At 64.9% G+C, this 13,522-nt stretch carries 12 protein-coding genes and 3 pseudogenes; 8 read left to right on the top strand and 7 right to left on the bottom strand.

Annotation, left to right across the window (positions count from 1 at the left end; all coding sequences use genetic code 11):
• The first annotated feature begins 186 nt into the window (after positions 1-186).
• The 3 genes and pseudogenes from M6G65_RS14880 (at position 187) to M6G65_RS14870 (ending at position 3,007) form a co-directional block, all read left to right on the top strand.
• Positions 187-1,386, top strand: a complete 1,200-nt coding sequence (locus tag M6G65_RS14880) for an MFS transporter (RefSeq protein WP_238199461.1) — start codon at positions 187-189, stop codon at positions 1,384-1,386.
• A 55-nt stretch (positions 1,387-1,441) separates the two neighbouring features.
• Positions 1,442-2,210 (top strand): annotated as a pseudogene (locus M6G65_RS14875) (SDR family NAD(P)-dependent oxidoreductase).
• A 77-nt stretch (positions 2,211-2,287) separates the two neighbouring features.
• Complete coding sequence (locus M6G65_RS14870) at positions 2,288-3,007, top strand: RibD family protein (protein ID WP_250104110.1); 720 nt, start codon at positions 2,288-2,290, stop codon at positions 3,005-3,007.
• Between the two features lie 1,023 nt (positions 3,008-4,030).
• Here M6G65_RS14870 and M6G65_RS14865 read toward each other — a convergent pair.
• The gene (locus tag M6G65_RS14865; RefSeq protein WP_238199453.1) at positions 4,031-5,203 is read right to left on the bottom strand and encodes a YihY/virulence factor BrkB family protein; all 1,173 of its coding nucleotides are present in this window, start codon (positions 5,201-5,203) and stop codon (positions 4,031-4,033) included.
• Positions 5,204-5,627: 424 nt separating this feature from the next.
• Here M6G65_RS14865 and M6G65_RS14860 point away from each other — a divergent pair, with 424 nt between their 5' ends.
• Positions 5,628-5,987, top strand: coding sequence for a cupredoxin domain-containing protein (locus M6G65_RS14860; protein WP_238199456.1), 360 nt, complete (start codon positions 5,628-5,630; stop codon positions 5,985-5,987).
• Positions 5,988-6,015: 28 nt separating this feature from the next.
• Here the strand turns inward: M6G65_RS14860 and M6G65_RS14855 are convergent, their stop codons facing one another.
• A complete protein-coding gene (locus M6G65_RS14855; RefSeq protein WP_250104109.1) occupies positions 6,016-7,053 on the bottom strand; it encodes a hypothetical protein in 1,038 nt (345 codons plus the stop codon).
• 294 nt (positions 7,054-7,347) lie between these two features.
• Between M6G65_RS14855 and M6G65_RS33480 the strand changes: the two genes are divergently transcribed.
• Both M6G65_RS33480 and M6G65_RS14850 read left to right on the top strand, forming a co-directional pair.
• On the top strand, positions 7,348-7,470 hold the full coding sequence (locus tag M6G65_RS33480; protein ID WP_283214911.1) for a hypothetical protein: 123 nt from the start codon (positions 7,348-7,350) through the stop codon (positions 7,468-7,470).
• 406 nt (positions 7,471-7,876) lie between these two features.
• Positions 7,877-8,068, top strand: coding sequence for a hypothetical protein (locus tag M6G65_RS14850; protein WP_238199600.1), 192 nt, complete (start codon positions 7,877-7,879; stop codon positions 8,066-8,068).
• A 157-nt stretch (positions 8,069-8,225) separates the two neighbouring features.
• Here M6G65_RS14850 and M6G65_RS14845 read toward each other — a convergent pair whose 3' ends face one another.
• From M6G65_RS14845 to M6G65_RS14835, 3 genes and pseudogenes are all read right to left on the bottom strand, one after another.
• Positions 8,226-8,864, bottom strand: a complete 639-nt coding sequence (locus M6G65_RS14845; protein WP_238199601.1) for a glutathione S-transferase family protein — start codon at positions 8,862-8,864, stop codon at positions 8,226-8,228.
• A gap of 591 nt (positions 8,865-9,455) precedes the next feature.
• A pseudogene (locus M6G65_RS14840) lies at positions 9,456-9,965 on the bottom strand (IS5 family transposase); the annotation flags it as partial.
• Between the two features lie 92 nt (positions 9,966-10,057).
• A pseudogene (locus M6G65_RS14835) lies at positions 10,058-10,560 on the bottom strand (YciE/YciF ferroxidase family protein).
• A gap of 162 nt (positions 10,561-10,722) precedes the next feature.
• Here M6G65_RS14835 and M6G65_RS14830 point away from each other — a divergent pair.
• Both M6G65_RS14830 and M6G65_RS14825 read left to right on the top strand, forming a co-directional pair.
• A complete protein-coding gene (locus M6G65_RS14830) occupies positions 10,723-11,148 on the top strand; it encodes a hypothetical protein (protein WP_238199604.1) in 426 nt (141 codons plus the stop codon).
• Between the two features lie 405 nt (positions 11,149-11,553).
• The gene (locus tag M6G65_RS14825; protein ID WP_238199605.1) at positions 11,554-12,108 is read left to right on the top strand and encodes a PAS domain-containing protein; all 555 of its coding nucleotides are present in this window, start codon (positions 11,554-11,556) and stop codon (positions 12,106-12,108) included.
• A 30-nt stretch (positions 12,109-12,138) separates the two neighbouring features.
• Here M6G65_RS14825 and M6G65_RS14820 read toward each other — a convergent pair whose 3' ends face one another.
• Positions 12,139-13,167, bottom strand: coding sequence for an HD-GYP domain-containing protein (locus tag M6G65_RS14820; protein ID WP_238199606.1), 1,029 nt, complete (start codon positions 13,165-13,167; stop codon positions 12,139-12,141).
• Positions 13,164-13,505 carry a hypothetical protein gene (locus tag M6G65_RS14815; RefSeq protein ID WP_238199607.1) on the bottom strand — a complete coding sequence of 114 codons (342 nt, stop codon included), beginning with the start codon at positions 13,503-13,505 and terminating at the stop codon, positions 13,164-13,166. The genes M6G65_RS14820 and M6G65_RS14815 overlap by 4 nt, the downstream gene beginning before the upstream one ends.
• Between the last annotated feature and the right edge of the window lie 17 nt (positions 13,506-13,522).

Raw genomic sequence — 13,522 nt, 5'->3', positions numbered from 1 at the left:
CCTTCTATGCCGGCTGGCCGAAGGCGCTGTCCGCCGTCTCCGTCGCCAAAGCCGTCTTCGAGAAGCGACCGGGCTGAGCGCCTCATCCCAGAGCGGCACGTCGCGTCTGCCGATGCTCTTGAAGACCGACATGAACGTAAACCAGGAAAGAGACGACCTTTGACAGCCGATACCAACTCGATCCGCGTGGGGCAGGCCCCCTTCGCGAGAGACGCGGGCACGCTGCCGGCGAAGGGCTGGAGCGCGGTGTTCGCCATGTCCTTGTGCGCCGCGACCCTCGTGGCGTCCGAGTTCATGCCGGTGAGCCTGCTCACGCCCATCGCCACCGACCTGCACCTCACCGAGGGTCAGGCGGGGCAAGCCATCGCGGTCTCCGGCCTGTTCGCCGTGCTGACCAGCCTGTTCATCGCGCCGGCGACCCCGCGGCTCGACCGGCGCGCGCTCCTTCTCGGGCTGACCGTGCTGATGCTGGTCTCCGGGCTCGCGGTCGCCTTCGCGCCCAACGCTGCGGTGTTCCTGGGCGGCCGGGCGCTGGTCGGGATGGTGATCGGCGGTTTCTGGTCGCTGTCGGCGGCGACGGTCATGCGTCTCGTGCCGGCCGAGGACGTGCCGCGCGGGCTGGCCATCCTCAACGGCGGCAACGCCCTGGCCACCACGGTCGCCGCGCCGCTCGGAAGCTTCGTCGGGCAGTACATCGGCTGGCGCGGAGCCTTCTTCTGCGTCGTGCCGATCGCGGCCGTGACGTTCGCCTGGCTGTTCCTCACCCTCCCGGCGATGCCGAACCGGACGCGGGCGGACGCCTTCGCCACGTTCAAGGTCCTGCGCCGGCCCCGGGTGCCGCTCGGCATGCTCGCGGCCGCGCTGTTCTTCCTCGGCCAGTTCGCCCTGTTCACCTACCTGCGGCCCTTCCTGGAGACCGTGACCCGGGTGGACACCTCGACGCTGTCGGCGCTGCTGCTGGTGCTCGGCGTCTCGGGCCTGGTGGGTACCTCCGTCATCGGCCGCATCCTGCAGACGCGTCTGTTCGGCGCGCTGGTCGTCATGCCGCTGGCGATGGCTCTCCTCTCGGTGGCCCTGATCGCGCTCGGGTCGTCGCTGCCCACGGTGGCCGTCCTTCTTGCGTTCTGGGGCCTGATCGGCACGGCGGCGCCGGTCGGCTGGTGGACCTGGGTCAGCAAGGCCCTGCCGGACGACGCGGAAGCCGGCGGCGGCCTGATGGTCGCGGTGGTCCAGCTCGCCATTACCGGCGGCGCGGCCCTCGGGGGGCTGCTGTTCGACCATGCCGGCTACCGGGCGACCTTCACGTTCAGCGCGCTCGTGCTCGTCGCGTGCTCCGTGGCGGCGCTCCTGTCCGCCCGCGCCGACCGTGCCACCGGCGAGCGCTGATCCGCTCGGACCGGCCGACCTGCGAAACCCACGTCAGCCACAACGAGGAATCGTGATGAACCCGACCTACGACTTCAAGGGCAAGGTCGCCCTCGTCACCGGCGCCGCCGCCGGCATGGGCACTGGCCACCGCCACGGCCTTCGCCGAGGCAGGCGCCGCCGTCGTGCTCGCCGACTTCAAGGAGGATGCCGTCACGGCGGCCGCGCAGCGGCTAGTTGCCGCGGGGCATAAGGCCATCGCCGTACGGTGTGACGTCAGCGATGACGTCCAGGTCGCCGCGCTGGTGGAGCGCACCATCGCCGAGTTCGGACGCCTCGACGCCACCTTCAACAACGCCGGGGTCATGGCCAGGATCGCGCCGACCGCCGAGAGCTCCCCGGAAGACTGGGAGCGCGTGATGGGTGTGAACCTCCGCGGCGTCTGGAACTGCATGCGGCACGAACTGCGGCAGATGGAGCGCCAGGGCGGCGGGGCCATCGTCAACAACGCCTCGGTCGGTGCGCTGACCGGCAACCCCGGCATCGGTGCCTACATCGCCTCCAAGCACGGCGTGGTCGGCCTGACCCGTACGGCAGCCCTGGAGTACGTTAAGAAGGGCATTCGGGTGAACGCGGTGAACCCCGGCCTCATCGACACGCAGATCGCCCGCGACGTCGCCGACGGGGACGCCGGCGCCTATGCCGAGATGGAGAAGGGCACCCCCATCGGCCGGGCGGGCCGCCCCGAGGAGATAGCCGCGGCGGTGTTGTGGCTGGCCAGTTCGGCGGCGAGCTACGTGGTCGGCCAGGCCATCACGGTCGACGGCGGGATGACCGTGCCGTGACGGGCGGCCCCGCTCGGCGGTCGCGGGCCGCCGCGCTTACCGACACCGCTTCGGAAGGTAGGAAGGACGCGATCAGCATGCGACCGAAGATCATCTGCCACATGGTGACGTCCATCGACGGCAAGCTGCATCCGAGCCGCTTCACCGTGCCGGCCGCCGGCGTCGATGCCGCACGGCTCCGCAAGCACTACGACGAGGTCTCGGCCCGGTTCGGCGCCCAGGGCTGGATGTGCGGGCGCGTGACCATGCAGGAAATCTCGAAGGGGAAGGCCCGGACGGTGACCGGACCCGGCATCACGTCGCGCGAGCCGTTCGTCGGCGACCGGCGGGAACGGGACCTCGCGGTCGCCATCGACCCGCACGGCAAGGTCCACTACGGGCAGGACAGCCTCCTCGGCGACCATGCCGTCGCGGTTCTGTCCGAGGCGGTGTCCGACGCGTACCTCGCCGAGCTGCGCGAGGACGGCGTGTCCTACGTGTTCGCGGGCCCGGACGGTCGCGACCTCGCGAAGGCCATGGACGCGCTGGGTGAGACTTTCGGCGTCGAGACCCTCCTGCTGGAGGGGGGCGCGGCCATCAACGGCGCCTTCCTGAAGGCGGGCCTCATCGGCGACGAGATCAGCGTGCTCATCCACCCGGCCGTCGACGGCCTCGCCGGCGTGCAGAGCATCTTCGAGTACCCGGGTGAGCCCGACGAGCGACCTGGGGCGGGGCAGGCTCTCCGGCACATGTCCACCGAGACGCTCGAAGGCGGGATGGTGTGGCTACGGTACCAGGTGGAGAAAGCGCCGGCCTAGCCAAGGCCGCGCTGCCAACTGCACCGACGTGAGACCCATGGGAACCTCCGCACGCGTCCGTCGGGGTTGCTGCTCCGGCAGGTGACGATCTGATTCGCCCTCTCAGAGCGAACGTGGCCGCCGTCTTGAGAAGGCGGCCACGTCAACTCTAGGTTTTACTAGTGCGGAACTTTGGTGCTCCACAGCGCAACACTGGGTCGGCTATCAACAAAGACCTAACTGCCGTTCTTGATCTGCAGCAGGTCGATGATGTTGGTGACCTTGTTTGCGAGGTTCCCGGCGAGGGTGGTCACAGCCGCGTCAAGGTAGTGGAGATTGGCTGCACGTTGTTTAGAGCACGGGCGGGCGTGCCCTCAGAATGACGGAGAGGTGAGTTCCTGAACCGAAATTCGGCGCGGGTATTTCAGCCGGGCGGAAGGTCCGCTTACCTGCCTCTTGAGCTCCGAAGCGGACGGGCAGCTATCGGCCAAACTCCGTCACGTCGGATCGCCATCGCGCGCCGGAGCGGGCATTCGGCTTGGCGCCCATCTCGGTCATTCACGAAGCCGCGGACGCCACTCCATAGCGGACGTTCGCCGTGACGGCTGCGGCGGCACATTCGCATAAGAGGCAGGTTACGGAGCGACGCGGCGTTCTGCGGGCGTGCGCGACCGAGCGCGCTCTGGGTAGGCCTGCTTCCAGGTCGTCGATGAAGCAGAGGCCTATGACCGGGATGGGTGGTCTCCTGCCGGTCAGCTTCTGGATGGAGAATGCATCGAAGCAGATGTCGCCGCAGGAGCCGCCAACGCCAAACTCTTGCCCTGGGCTGTCTGCACCTCGATCTGGCGCAGCTTCAACACGATCTGCTCCGCGTTCGTCTTCTGACCTCGCCGCATGTCCGACTTCTCTGGTCCTGGCTGATCCTCTCAATCAGCCCGGTCCAAAGCCAGCCGGTCAGGTGACGTAGCGCATACTGCACAGGTAGGCACTGCCCCCTCAGGTTGTCGGGATCCAGGATCTGCGTTCCAAAGGGGCAAAAACACCTTATTCCGCCGCAGCACCGACGTTATCGGCCATCTTCGCTCCCCGCGTGCCGAGAGGCTGAGGCTCACCCACTGTCGTGTCCTCGGCAGTCTGATGCTCCATCTCGGCGTTCACCTGGGCACCCAGCAGCACGATCGTCGTAGAGATCCAGATCCAGGTCATGAACCCGATCGCGGCACCGAGCGAGCCGTAGGTCTTGTTGTAGCTGCCGAAATGGGCGACGTACCACGAGAACAGCAGCGAGCCCCCGAGCCAGAGCACCGCCGCGACGGCACTGCCTCCCGTGACCCAGCGCCAGCGTGGCGCGTCCCGGCTCGGGCCGTAGCGATAGAGTACCGCCAGGCCGCCGAGCACGGCGAGCAGGAGAACGGGCCAGCGCAGCAGGGCCAGCCACCACGCGTCCTTTCCCATGCCGATGAACTCGAACACGACCGGCAGCACCACGACTGAAACGAGCGCCATGATCAGGAACAGCAGCGCGCCGGCCGTGAACGCCAGCGACACGAGGTTGAGCACGAAGAAGTTTCGCTTCTCGCGCTCGTTGTAGACGAGGTTGAGCGCGTCGAAGATGTGCTTCATCCCGCCGTTGGCGCTCCACACCGACAGGGCCACACCAACGATCAGGCTTAAACCCAAAGTGGCGTTGCCCTTCTGGTCGAGCGATTTGATTTGTTCGCTCACGATGTCGAGCGCTCCCTGAGGCAGGATGCCCTGCAGGCTGGCGAGCTGGTCGTTGATGGTCGAGGTGTCAGCCACAAGCCCGTAGACGGACACCAGGGCGGCGATCGCCGGGAAGATCGCCAGCAGAGCGAAGAAGGTGACGCCGGCCGACACCAGCATGATCCGGTTCTCGCCCACATCACGGTAGGTGCGTAGCGCGATGTCCTTCCAGCCCTTGACGGGGATCTCTGTGGGCTTCGATGCTTGGCGTCCTCGATCAGCCTGAGTGCGAGCTAACTCGTGGGCCTCCTCGCCACTGTGAGAAGGCGAAGCTTGGCGTGCCGCTCCGGCCTGACCATCCGACCCCTTCTTAGCGGTAGGCCTCGTGCGTGCTGTACGCCGCGGCAAAGCTACGATGCCGAGAAGTGCAGTGGTCAGAGCTAGGGTCCAAGCGAGGGAGTGCCCCTTCTCGACGGGATCCGGCTTCGCGCGATCTGGAGGTGTGGAGGTCATCGTGGACTCCCGCGCGCATCAAGCTGCGCTGTAGCATCTCGCGCAATAACGGGGAGCCATCTTGAACGTTGCAGCGAGCGGCTTCGGAACGGGCGTGTGTATCGCCCTCATATGCGACGGATGGTAGGTCTAGCCACGTCCTGTGGAGGACGCCGTGAACACCGCCTTCATTCCCATGGCTCAGCACAGACCCTATGCGGTGGTCTCGCTGGAGCTCCTGTGCCGGAACCAAGCCCGACGCACGGCGGCAGGATCGCCATTCATTAACAATTGGTTGCGGGCATACCGTAGATGCAATCCATATCAAAGATGATGCGCGAAGCAGGAGCGAGATTACTGAACAATACAAATCCAAGCTAGGCGGCAAGCAAGCACTCAACGCTATAGTCATGCCCAGATTACTTACTCTATAGAAGTTGTAGCCGTGTCCATTTGCAACCTGCGCCGCCCGCTACTCCGCGGCACTACCATCGCTCTCGTGACGGCGCTACTGGCGCTTGGGCCGGCCCAAGCCAGCCTGTCCAGCGTCGTGCGCATCGTGCTGCAGAAGGGGCGGCACTACGATCCCACCGACCTGTTCCTGCGCCAGGGTGACACCATCACCCTCGTCAACGGCGACGACAACTCCGTCCACCACGCCTTCATCGAGGCGGACCGGTTCGCGTACGACGCCGGCGATCAGGGGCCCGGCGAGCAAGCGACGCTGACACTCAAGGAGCCCGGCGATTTCATCATCCGGTGCGGTATCCACCCGAAGATGAAGCTCACGATCCACGTCCAGTGAGATGGGCACTGCCGTCCGGCAGGCCCCGTCAGATCACCGGCCAGTCACCCTGTCCGACGGCGGTATCGAAAAGGACTTCGTGCCCGAGGTAGTACAGCGCCAGGAAGGCTGCCAGCGCGCCGCCATAGTACGCTGGCGCCCAGGCGGCATCCCGCACCCTCACTGTCGCGCGGGCATCGTCGGCGGCGATCGCCAGAAGCACCACGATGATCCCGGAGTGCCCGATCGCGTCCACCTTGCCGAACTCGGCGATCGCCGAGACGAAGATCGCCGCCAGGATGATCGCCGAGGTGCGGCGAACGAGAGGCGTCCAGATCAGCGCGAAGGCCAGGGAGAACTCGATGACGCCGGCGGCCTGCATGAACAGCTCGGGCGTCGCGCCCATCGTCATCTGCGGCTTGGCGGCGATGAGCGGGGCCGTCCAGTCGGGATAAGCCCACTTCTCGATCGAGGCCCACATCAGCGTGATGGCGGCTGTCCAGCGCACGAGGTCGAGCGACCGGATGTCGAAGGGCTTAAAACCGAGACCCTGGGCGATCAGATAGACGGCGATGCCGAGGAAGATCGGATAATCGGCGAGGTGGAACAGGCCGTACTGCGCCGTCGCGAAGCTGAACAGGAAGACGAGGCCGAGGCCGGTGATCGGCATGGTCCGGCGCCAGATCAGGCAGGCCGCCATCGCGAGCTGAAGCCACGGGATCCAGGCGACATCGGTCTTCAGCTCGGGCGTGAGGATGATGCCGCCGAGCTCCCAGAGCGAGACCAGGAAGAAGCCCAGCGTGGCGCGCACCAGCAGCTCGGTATCGGTGCGGATCCGCGCGGTCACGCGGTCGAGGGCGTTGAGCAGCGCGCCGCCCAGCGGCGTGCCCTCGGCGAGGCAGCCGAACATCAGGCAGGCCAGGGCTAGGACGGTCAGCCACTCGAAGTCCGCGCAGAGCACCTGTTCGAGGCCGCGGGGCTGGCCGGCGACGTCGTAGGCACAGAACCACTTCACGTGGGCGCTGGCGGATCCCGTCCCGGCGAGGAGGAGCAGAGGCGGCGCAGCGAGGCTTGCAAGCGTGCGCATACCCAGGCGAAGCGAGAGCCTGGGCGCCGAAACCCGAACCATGATGACCTCGGAGGACGTAGCGGGCCCTCGCCCGCCTACGTATTTCCTCACAATTAGGGCTTTGTGCCAACACAAAATTAACCTCTGTTATAAAATAGTTAACAGCGTTAATTGTGAGCAAGAAAGCACGTTATCTGATCCGAGTGCTCGATTGTTGAGCCCTCATTCGGCGGCTACAGGTCGCCCATCACCGACAAGCCCTATGCTCTCCTCGAACGCCTGAAGGCGCACCAGCGCACGCTCATTCTGGCGATGGCCGAGCACGATGGGCTGCCCGCCGGAAGCCCGCTGCGCCAGGTCGCCGAGTTGGAGAACGTCATCGGCGCGGCCGAAGCGGTAGCGGGCGAGGAGGCGGACCGGGCACGGCGTGAGTGATCCCGAAGGAATGCGCCCAACTATGGGACCTCCACCTTGATCGCCGCGTTGAGCGATATGCGCGCGGAGTTGCTTATGACCCTGCCGGACCCCACCCGCTTGGCTCTCACGGAAGCCGCCCTCACGTCCGCGGATCGGCTCTGGCGTGATGAGATGCGCCGAACCTACGGCCCGGACGGGGCGCTGATCTATAGGTACGCTCCAGAAGGGCAGGGCGGGCTCGGCACGCCGTTGCGGCGAAGCTGCGAGGCCCGGCGTGTGGCGGTCGCGCTCTGGCGCCGTGAACGCCATCAATCGCGATAGAAGCTGAGGACACCATGCTGACAGGTAGTTTGCTCTGGCTGCTGGGGGTGCCGATCCCCGTCCTCATCCTGATCTGGTTTTTCTTCCTCCGAGGACGATAGAGATGGCTGCCAGCATGATGGCCGAGCCCGACAAGCCTGAAGGCGAGAGCGTTCAGCCGTCCACCGTGCCAATTAGGGGTGTCAACACCCCCGATCCGACGACCGGGAGCGAGCCGGAGAGCAAAGACCCAGTCAAGGCCGCCGAGCGCAGATCAGATGATCCAGACAAGGCGGCCGAGGACGGACTGGCCTGAACTTCAAGGTCGCTCAGGCGCCTGCCAAGTCACCAACTCCATCTTACCCGTTGAGCCAGAGTGCGTGTCGAGCCGGGCTCAGTGCTATTGGCTGTTCCCCACCCCATGGTCAGAGTGGGGTGGGATCGACCTGAAGGCCTAGGCGTAGGCAGCAACCTCATACCTCGCCCCAGATCTGGCGCACCCGAGCCACCGCGGGCCGTGCAGCCATTCGTTCGAAATGTGCCGCGAGGTTTGGAGGGAGCGGGATGTTTTGCTGCGGCGCCCAGCGCTCGGCGTAGAACAGTGCGGTGTCGCCGATCGTGAATGCGTCGCCCGCCACGTAGGCGCGGTCCGCCATTTGACGGTCCAGGATGGCTAACGCTTGATCGATGATCTCGCGGCCTTGCTCCTTCACCGAGCCTTGGCCGAGCTTAAGCGTCTGGTGAAGTATGTCCTGCGGCTCGTAGTTCGCCGTCTTGAAGATCCGGCCGAAGCCTTGCAGGTGCAGGGTGCCGATCGAGTAATCCATCACCTCAATGCCCCGCCGCTCGGCTTCAGGATCTGCTGGGATCAGACTCCTGTCCGGGTTTGTGCGGGCAAGCCACGTGGCGATAGCGCCGTACTCGGTCATCACCGTCCCATCATCTCCCACGAGGGTTGGGACCTTGCCTTTGGGATTGACCGACTTGAACGGCTCCTGCTGCGTAGCGCCTCCGGCTACGTCCATCTTCACGCTCTCGTAGGGCTTGCCGATCTCCTCCAGCAGGATGTGGATGCCGATCGCACAGGTGTGCGGTCCCCAGTAGAATTTCATCGGCGGTCTCTACCTTGTAGGGCTGTAGTACGAGGAGGCTCGAAATGGCCCGTCGTGTCTGGGCCGAAGCGCGCTACTTTGAAGGCTCCGCCGGATTGGTGCCCGACGGTGATGCCGTGCGGTTCGGCAAGGAGCTTGAGGATCGTGCGCGGAGTCGCCGGTCGGGTTCGCAGCCGGAACCGGCCGATCCTTGTTCTCCGCGATCGAGTGGCCACCGGGGTTCGGTGCATCCTTGGCAGCCGACTCCTCCCGCGGCACCGGAGCTTGGCTCCAGCCGTCCTGCGCGCTTCGGCCCTTATCACCCATCGCGTCGAAACCCTTGATCTCACCGGGCTTAGTCTGAGCCTGCGCGGGTGCGGTAAGCGCCATAGAGGCAAACACGGCGACGGCCATGCTCAGGGAGGGAGACACACGGACCATTGGATTGTCTCGGCTGGCGCTAGGAGGTTCGAAAAGCAACCTGTCGCGCCAGCGGCCTGTTCCAGCCTCACGGGGCCTTCTCCCACGACTGGATCGCGCCGCCGCTGCTCAAGCCCTTGGTCGGCGATGAGGACAGAGCGCCTACCTCCATCCTGCCGGCCCATATCGAGATCGACAGCCCGCCATCAGCACCGCCGTGATCGGCTTACCCCCGCCCTCGGCACGCAGATGCAGCTTGGTCGATCCTTCGACAGGCTCAGGATGAGGAGCCGCCCTGGCTGCGCCCGAGCGCTTCGCCCATGCCCTCGACGGTCGCCTCACCCCCGATGGCGCCGGACCGGCGTGCCCCGGCGGCGTACTGGTGGGCGCGCACCACCGTGGCGTCCACGAAGTGCAGGTCCCAGTCGAGGTCGCCGCGCGCGTCCGCCTGCGCCTGCAGCCCCTGCAGCATCAGGTCAAACACGCCGGCCTTGCGCCACCGGTAGAACCGGCTCGACACCGTTCCCACAGCACCAGCGCGCCGGTAGATCCTCCCAGGGTGCGCCCGTGCGCTTCGATCCAGAGCATGCCGTTGAGGACTTGCCGGTGATCCTCCGCAGGCCGGCCCGTGCGCGGCTTCTGCGGAGGCCGCAGCGGGGCGATCTGCTCCCACTGCGCGTCGGTCAGTTCAAAGCGTCGCATCAAGCCCACATGGGCCTGACCTCCCAGCCTGTGAACCCCTTTGCAGAGACGCCCTAAAGGCGGCTTCGTAGGCCGCCTCCGAAGCGCAGCCGCTAAGCAGCCTTTTGGTTGATCTTGCTCTCGGCCATGGCAGTGAGCTTTTGGTCCGTGGCCTTCTCTTCGTCCAAGGTCTGCTGCAGCACACTGGCGCAGTCGTCGCGGCCGAGCCGCTTCGCCCAAGCGATCAGCGTAGCGTATTTCGTGATCTCGTAGTGCTCGACGGCTTGAGCCGAGGCGAGCAGCGCGGCGTCCAGCACTTCCTTGTCGCCAATCTCGCCGACGGTCTCGTTTGCCTCTATAATGATACCGTCGATTGCCGGGCAGTCGACCGCTTTTGGCTTGTGGCCGTGCATTTGGAACATTGTTCAAGGCGCTTGATCTGACCTTCCGTCTCGATCAGGTGCGCCTCAAAATCTTGCTTAAGCTGCAGATCCGCAGCCTTGCTGATCATCCTCGGCAGGGCCTTTGTGATCTGCTGCTCAGCATAGTAGATGTCTTGCAGCTGATGTACAAACAGATCATCCAAAGTCTTGATGTTGAAAGTAAACAGTCCCATAGCTTGCTCCTTGGGACCGTAGGACCTATTCTTGTCGCGGCCGATGACAATCCTGCTCGCTTATGTCGAGAACAGGTCAGGACAGAGTGATGTTCCGATCGGCTTCGGTCCCGAACGGCATGGCTACGCTTTCTTCACGGCAGGTGGCACAGTGCGGCCACCATGCCGATCCGGCCCGAACACCGCTTCTTCTATCCCATCGATTGGGCGCAGCTCTCGGCCGTGATCCGGTTCGGGCGGGCGAAAGGCTGCTGTGAGGGCTGCGGGCGGCCGCACGGGCGGATGGTCGACCACCTCGGCGATGGCCGCTGGTGGGATGCGGAAGCCGGCCGGTGGCGCGATGGATCGGATAGGCGGATCCGGATCGCGGCAGAAGCCGACATCCTCGGTCACGTGCGCCAGACCCGCGTCGTCCTCGCCGCTGCCCATAGGGACCACGACACCTGGAACAACGCGGACGCCAACCTGGCAGCCTCCTGCCAGCGTTGCCACATGATCCACGACCGTCCGGAGCATAAGCGGCGGCGCTGGCGCACGCTGTTCCGGCGGAAGGCGTTGGGTGACCTGTTCAGCGGGCCCTACTCATAAGATGGTTACTGCCATCTCCTAAGCTTTCTCCTCTACGATCTCCCGTAGCATTTTGAGCGCTCGCGCTCGCCCTTCAGCCGTTCTGATGCTGAGCCAGAGGCGCAGACATTCGTCCCCATCGGCGGTAGCTTCTGTAGACATCGCGTTTTTGAAGAACTGTTCCACAGGCACGCCGAGTGCCTCAGCGAGCCGGCGAAGAGTTGCCCGATCGGGCTTGTCCATTTCATTCATGGCAACAGTGCAATTTGTATCTCGAGAAATTTGTTCCGCGGCTTCAAAATCGCGATAGTATCAGTCATGTTAGTTGAAACGTACTGGTATCGCCCTCGATAAGGCGGTTCGCTCGTGGGGTCTGCGCCCTAGGTTCCAGACTCGCTGAGAGACCGAGGTCGAGGAGTATTCAGGATGATTTTCGTCACGGGTGCAGATGGCGAGGTCACCTACGTCAGCCCTGAATGGTGCGTATTTACAGGAAGAGATGGGGCGGCGGCGACCAAGCATGGTTGGCTGGATGCCGTGCATCCAGACGATCGCGAGATAGCTGTCAATTTTCTGCGCAGTGCTCACGTCCAGCAGAGCGAGTACAGCTTTCGGCACCGTCTACGCCGCGCTGATGGGAGCTACGCTTGGGTCACCGGTGGTGCTGTGCCCTCATTCGGCCCTCCCGGACGGACCTTCCTTGGGTACCTTGGTTCGTTGACGGAAATCAGGCCAAGTGGCTCGGAGCCACTGACTGCCTACGGAACCTTGGCGCGCTTCGTCCCAACTCCTATGAGCCCGACGACGCCCCCATGCTCGACGCTCGACCTCGTTGTCGACCATTTGCTGATGGCACATGGGCTGATCGAGCAGGACAGCGCCAAGGAGATGCTGCCGGTACTAAGCCAGGCGCTGATGGTCGCGGGCAGGCTGTTGGCACGCAACATGACGTCAGGCGATCCGGGCGACCGTCTCCATTGAACCGCCTATTATCGGGTCGGCATGTCACTTTCACTGGAAAGGGCCGAACGCCGCTGCAACCGGTCGGAAGGCGCGGACCAAGTCACCGTCCACCCGACCAGCCATGCCCTGTACGATCCCGTAGGCCTTCCCGCCGGGCATCGGTTCGCGATACGGGCGGCGCTCGATCAGCGCGCCGTAGATGTCACAGACCGTCACCAGGCGCACGAAGTCCGGGATCTCCCACCCCCTCAGCCCGTCTGGATAGCCGCTGCCGTCGAGCATCTCGTGGTGTGAGCGGACGGCCGCCAGCAGGTCAGCGTCAAAGCCCGCGCTCACGAGCATCGTGTGTCCATGCTCGGCGTGCGTGCGCATCACCGCCATCTCCGCGTCCGTGAGCCGATCCGGCTTGTTCAGGATCTCCATCGGCACCTGGATCTTGCCGACATCGTGCAGTAAGGCGGCCCGCGTCAGCCGGTGGCGATCGGCGGTGCGCAGCCCGAGCATGCCCGAGAAGGCCGCTGTAAGACCGGCCACGAGCAGGCAATGCTGGTGTGTGGCATCGTCGAACTGCTGGACCGCTCTGACCCAGTCGTAGATGCCGCTCTCGCCAACGGCGCGGTTGACCAAATCGGTCCCGGTGTCGGCGATGGCAGGCGTGATCGGGCCGCCTGAGAAGAGGCTCTGCCTGAAGAATAGTCTGGCCTTGCTGGCCTGCTTTTGCACGATAGCCGAGATCGATCGTTCCTGCAGACGATCCACCGCTCCGATCATCTGCTGTATCCCGGCCGTCGCGCTCGCACCGAGGATCTGAGCCTGCGCTTCAGCCCGGGCTACGTTGCCGTGCACGAGGAAGAGGTACGGTACGCCGTCACCACGAACTTGGGACAGAGCGCGGCGCAGGCAAATGAAGGCGTCCGAAGTGAGCGCCTCGATGTCGCTAATGATCAAGTCGTGCTGCGCGGACGGCAGCCTGTCATCGTAGAGGTCGTGTACGTGGCAGGATCCACGCGTGCCGAGATCGCGTGACAGACGTCTGCCCCGAGCGACGTCATCGGTGATTAGCAGAAGCATGCTCATCCCATCGCGCCACTGCACTCGGTTGTCGTAGTGCGTGCCTCGATATGCCGGATCAGCAGATCGATCTGAGCCAGTCCTTTGTCAGCTTCGCCGCCCAGGTCCGCGTTAATGGCGTCGAGCTGTGCGTTACCGCTCGATCCGCGCATCTGCAGATCGGTGATCAATGCGACCAGTTCGGCTCGCTGCGCCCGTAGCCTTTGTAAGATCACGTCGAGCCTTGCCGCCGACAGACTGGCTGCTCCTCCTTCTGTCAGCAGCGCTGCCGCAGCGACGTCGAAGGTGGCGAGTGCGGATGTGGCATCACGGCTGGATCTCAGCGGGATGATCGTAGCTGTCATGATAGTGTGTCCCGCTC

The organism is Methylobacterium tardum (genome assembly GCF_023546765.1).
Taxonomy (GTDB): Bacteria; Pseudomonadota; Alphaproteobacteria; order Rhizobiales; family Beijerinckiaceae; genus Methylobacterium; species Methylobacterium tardum.
Note: the sequence above shows the minus strand (reverse complement) of the source record. Positions and strands in the feature narration are given on the sequence as shown.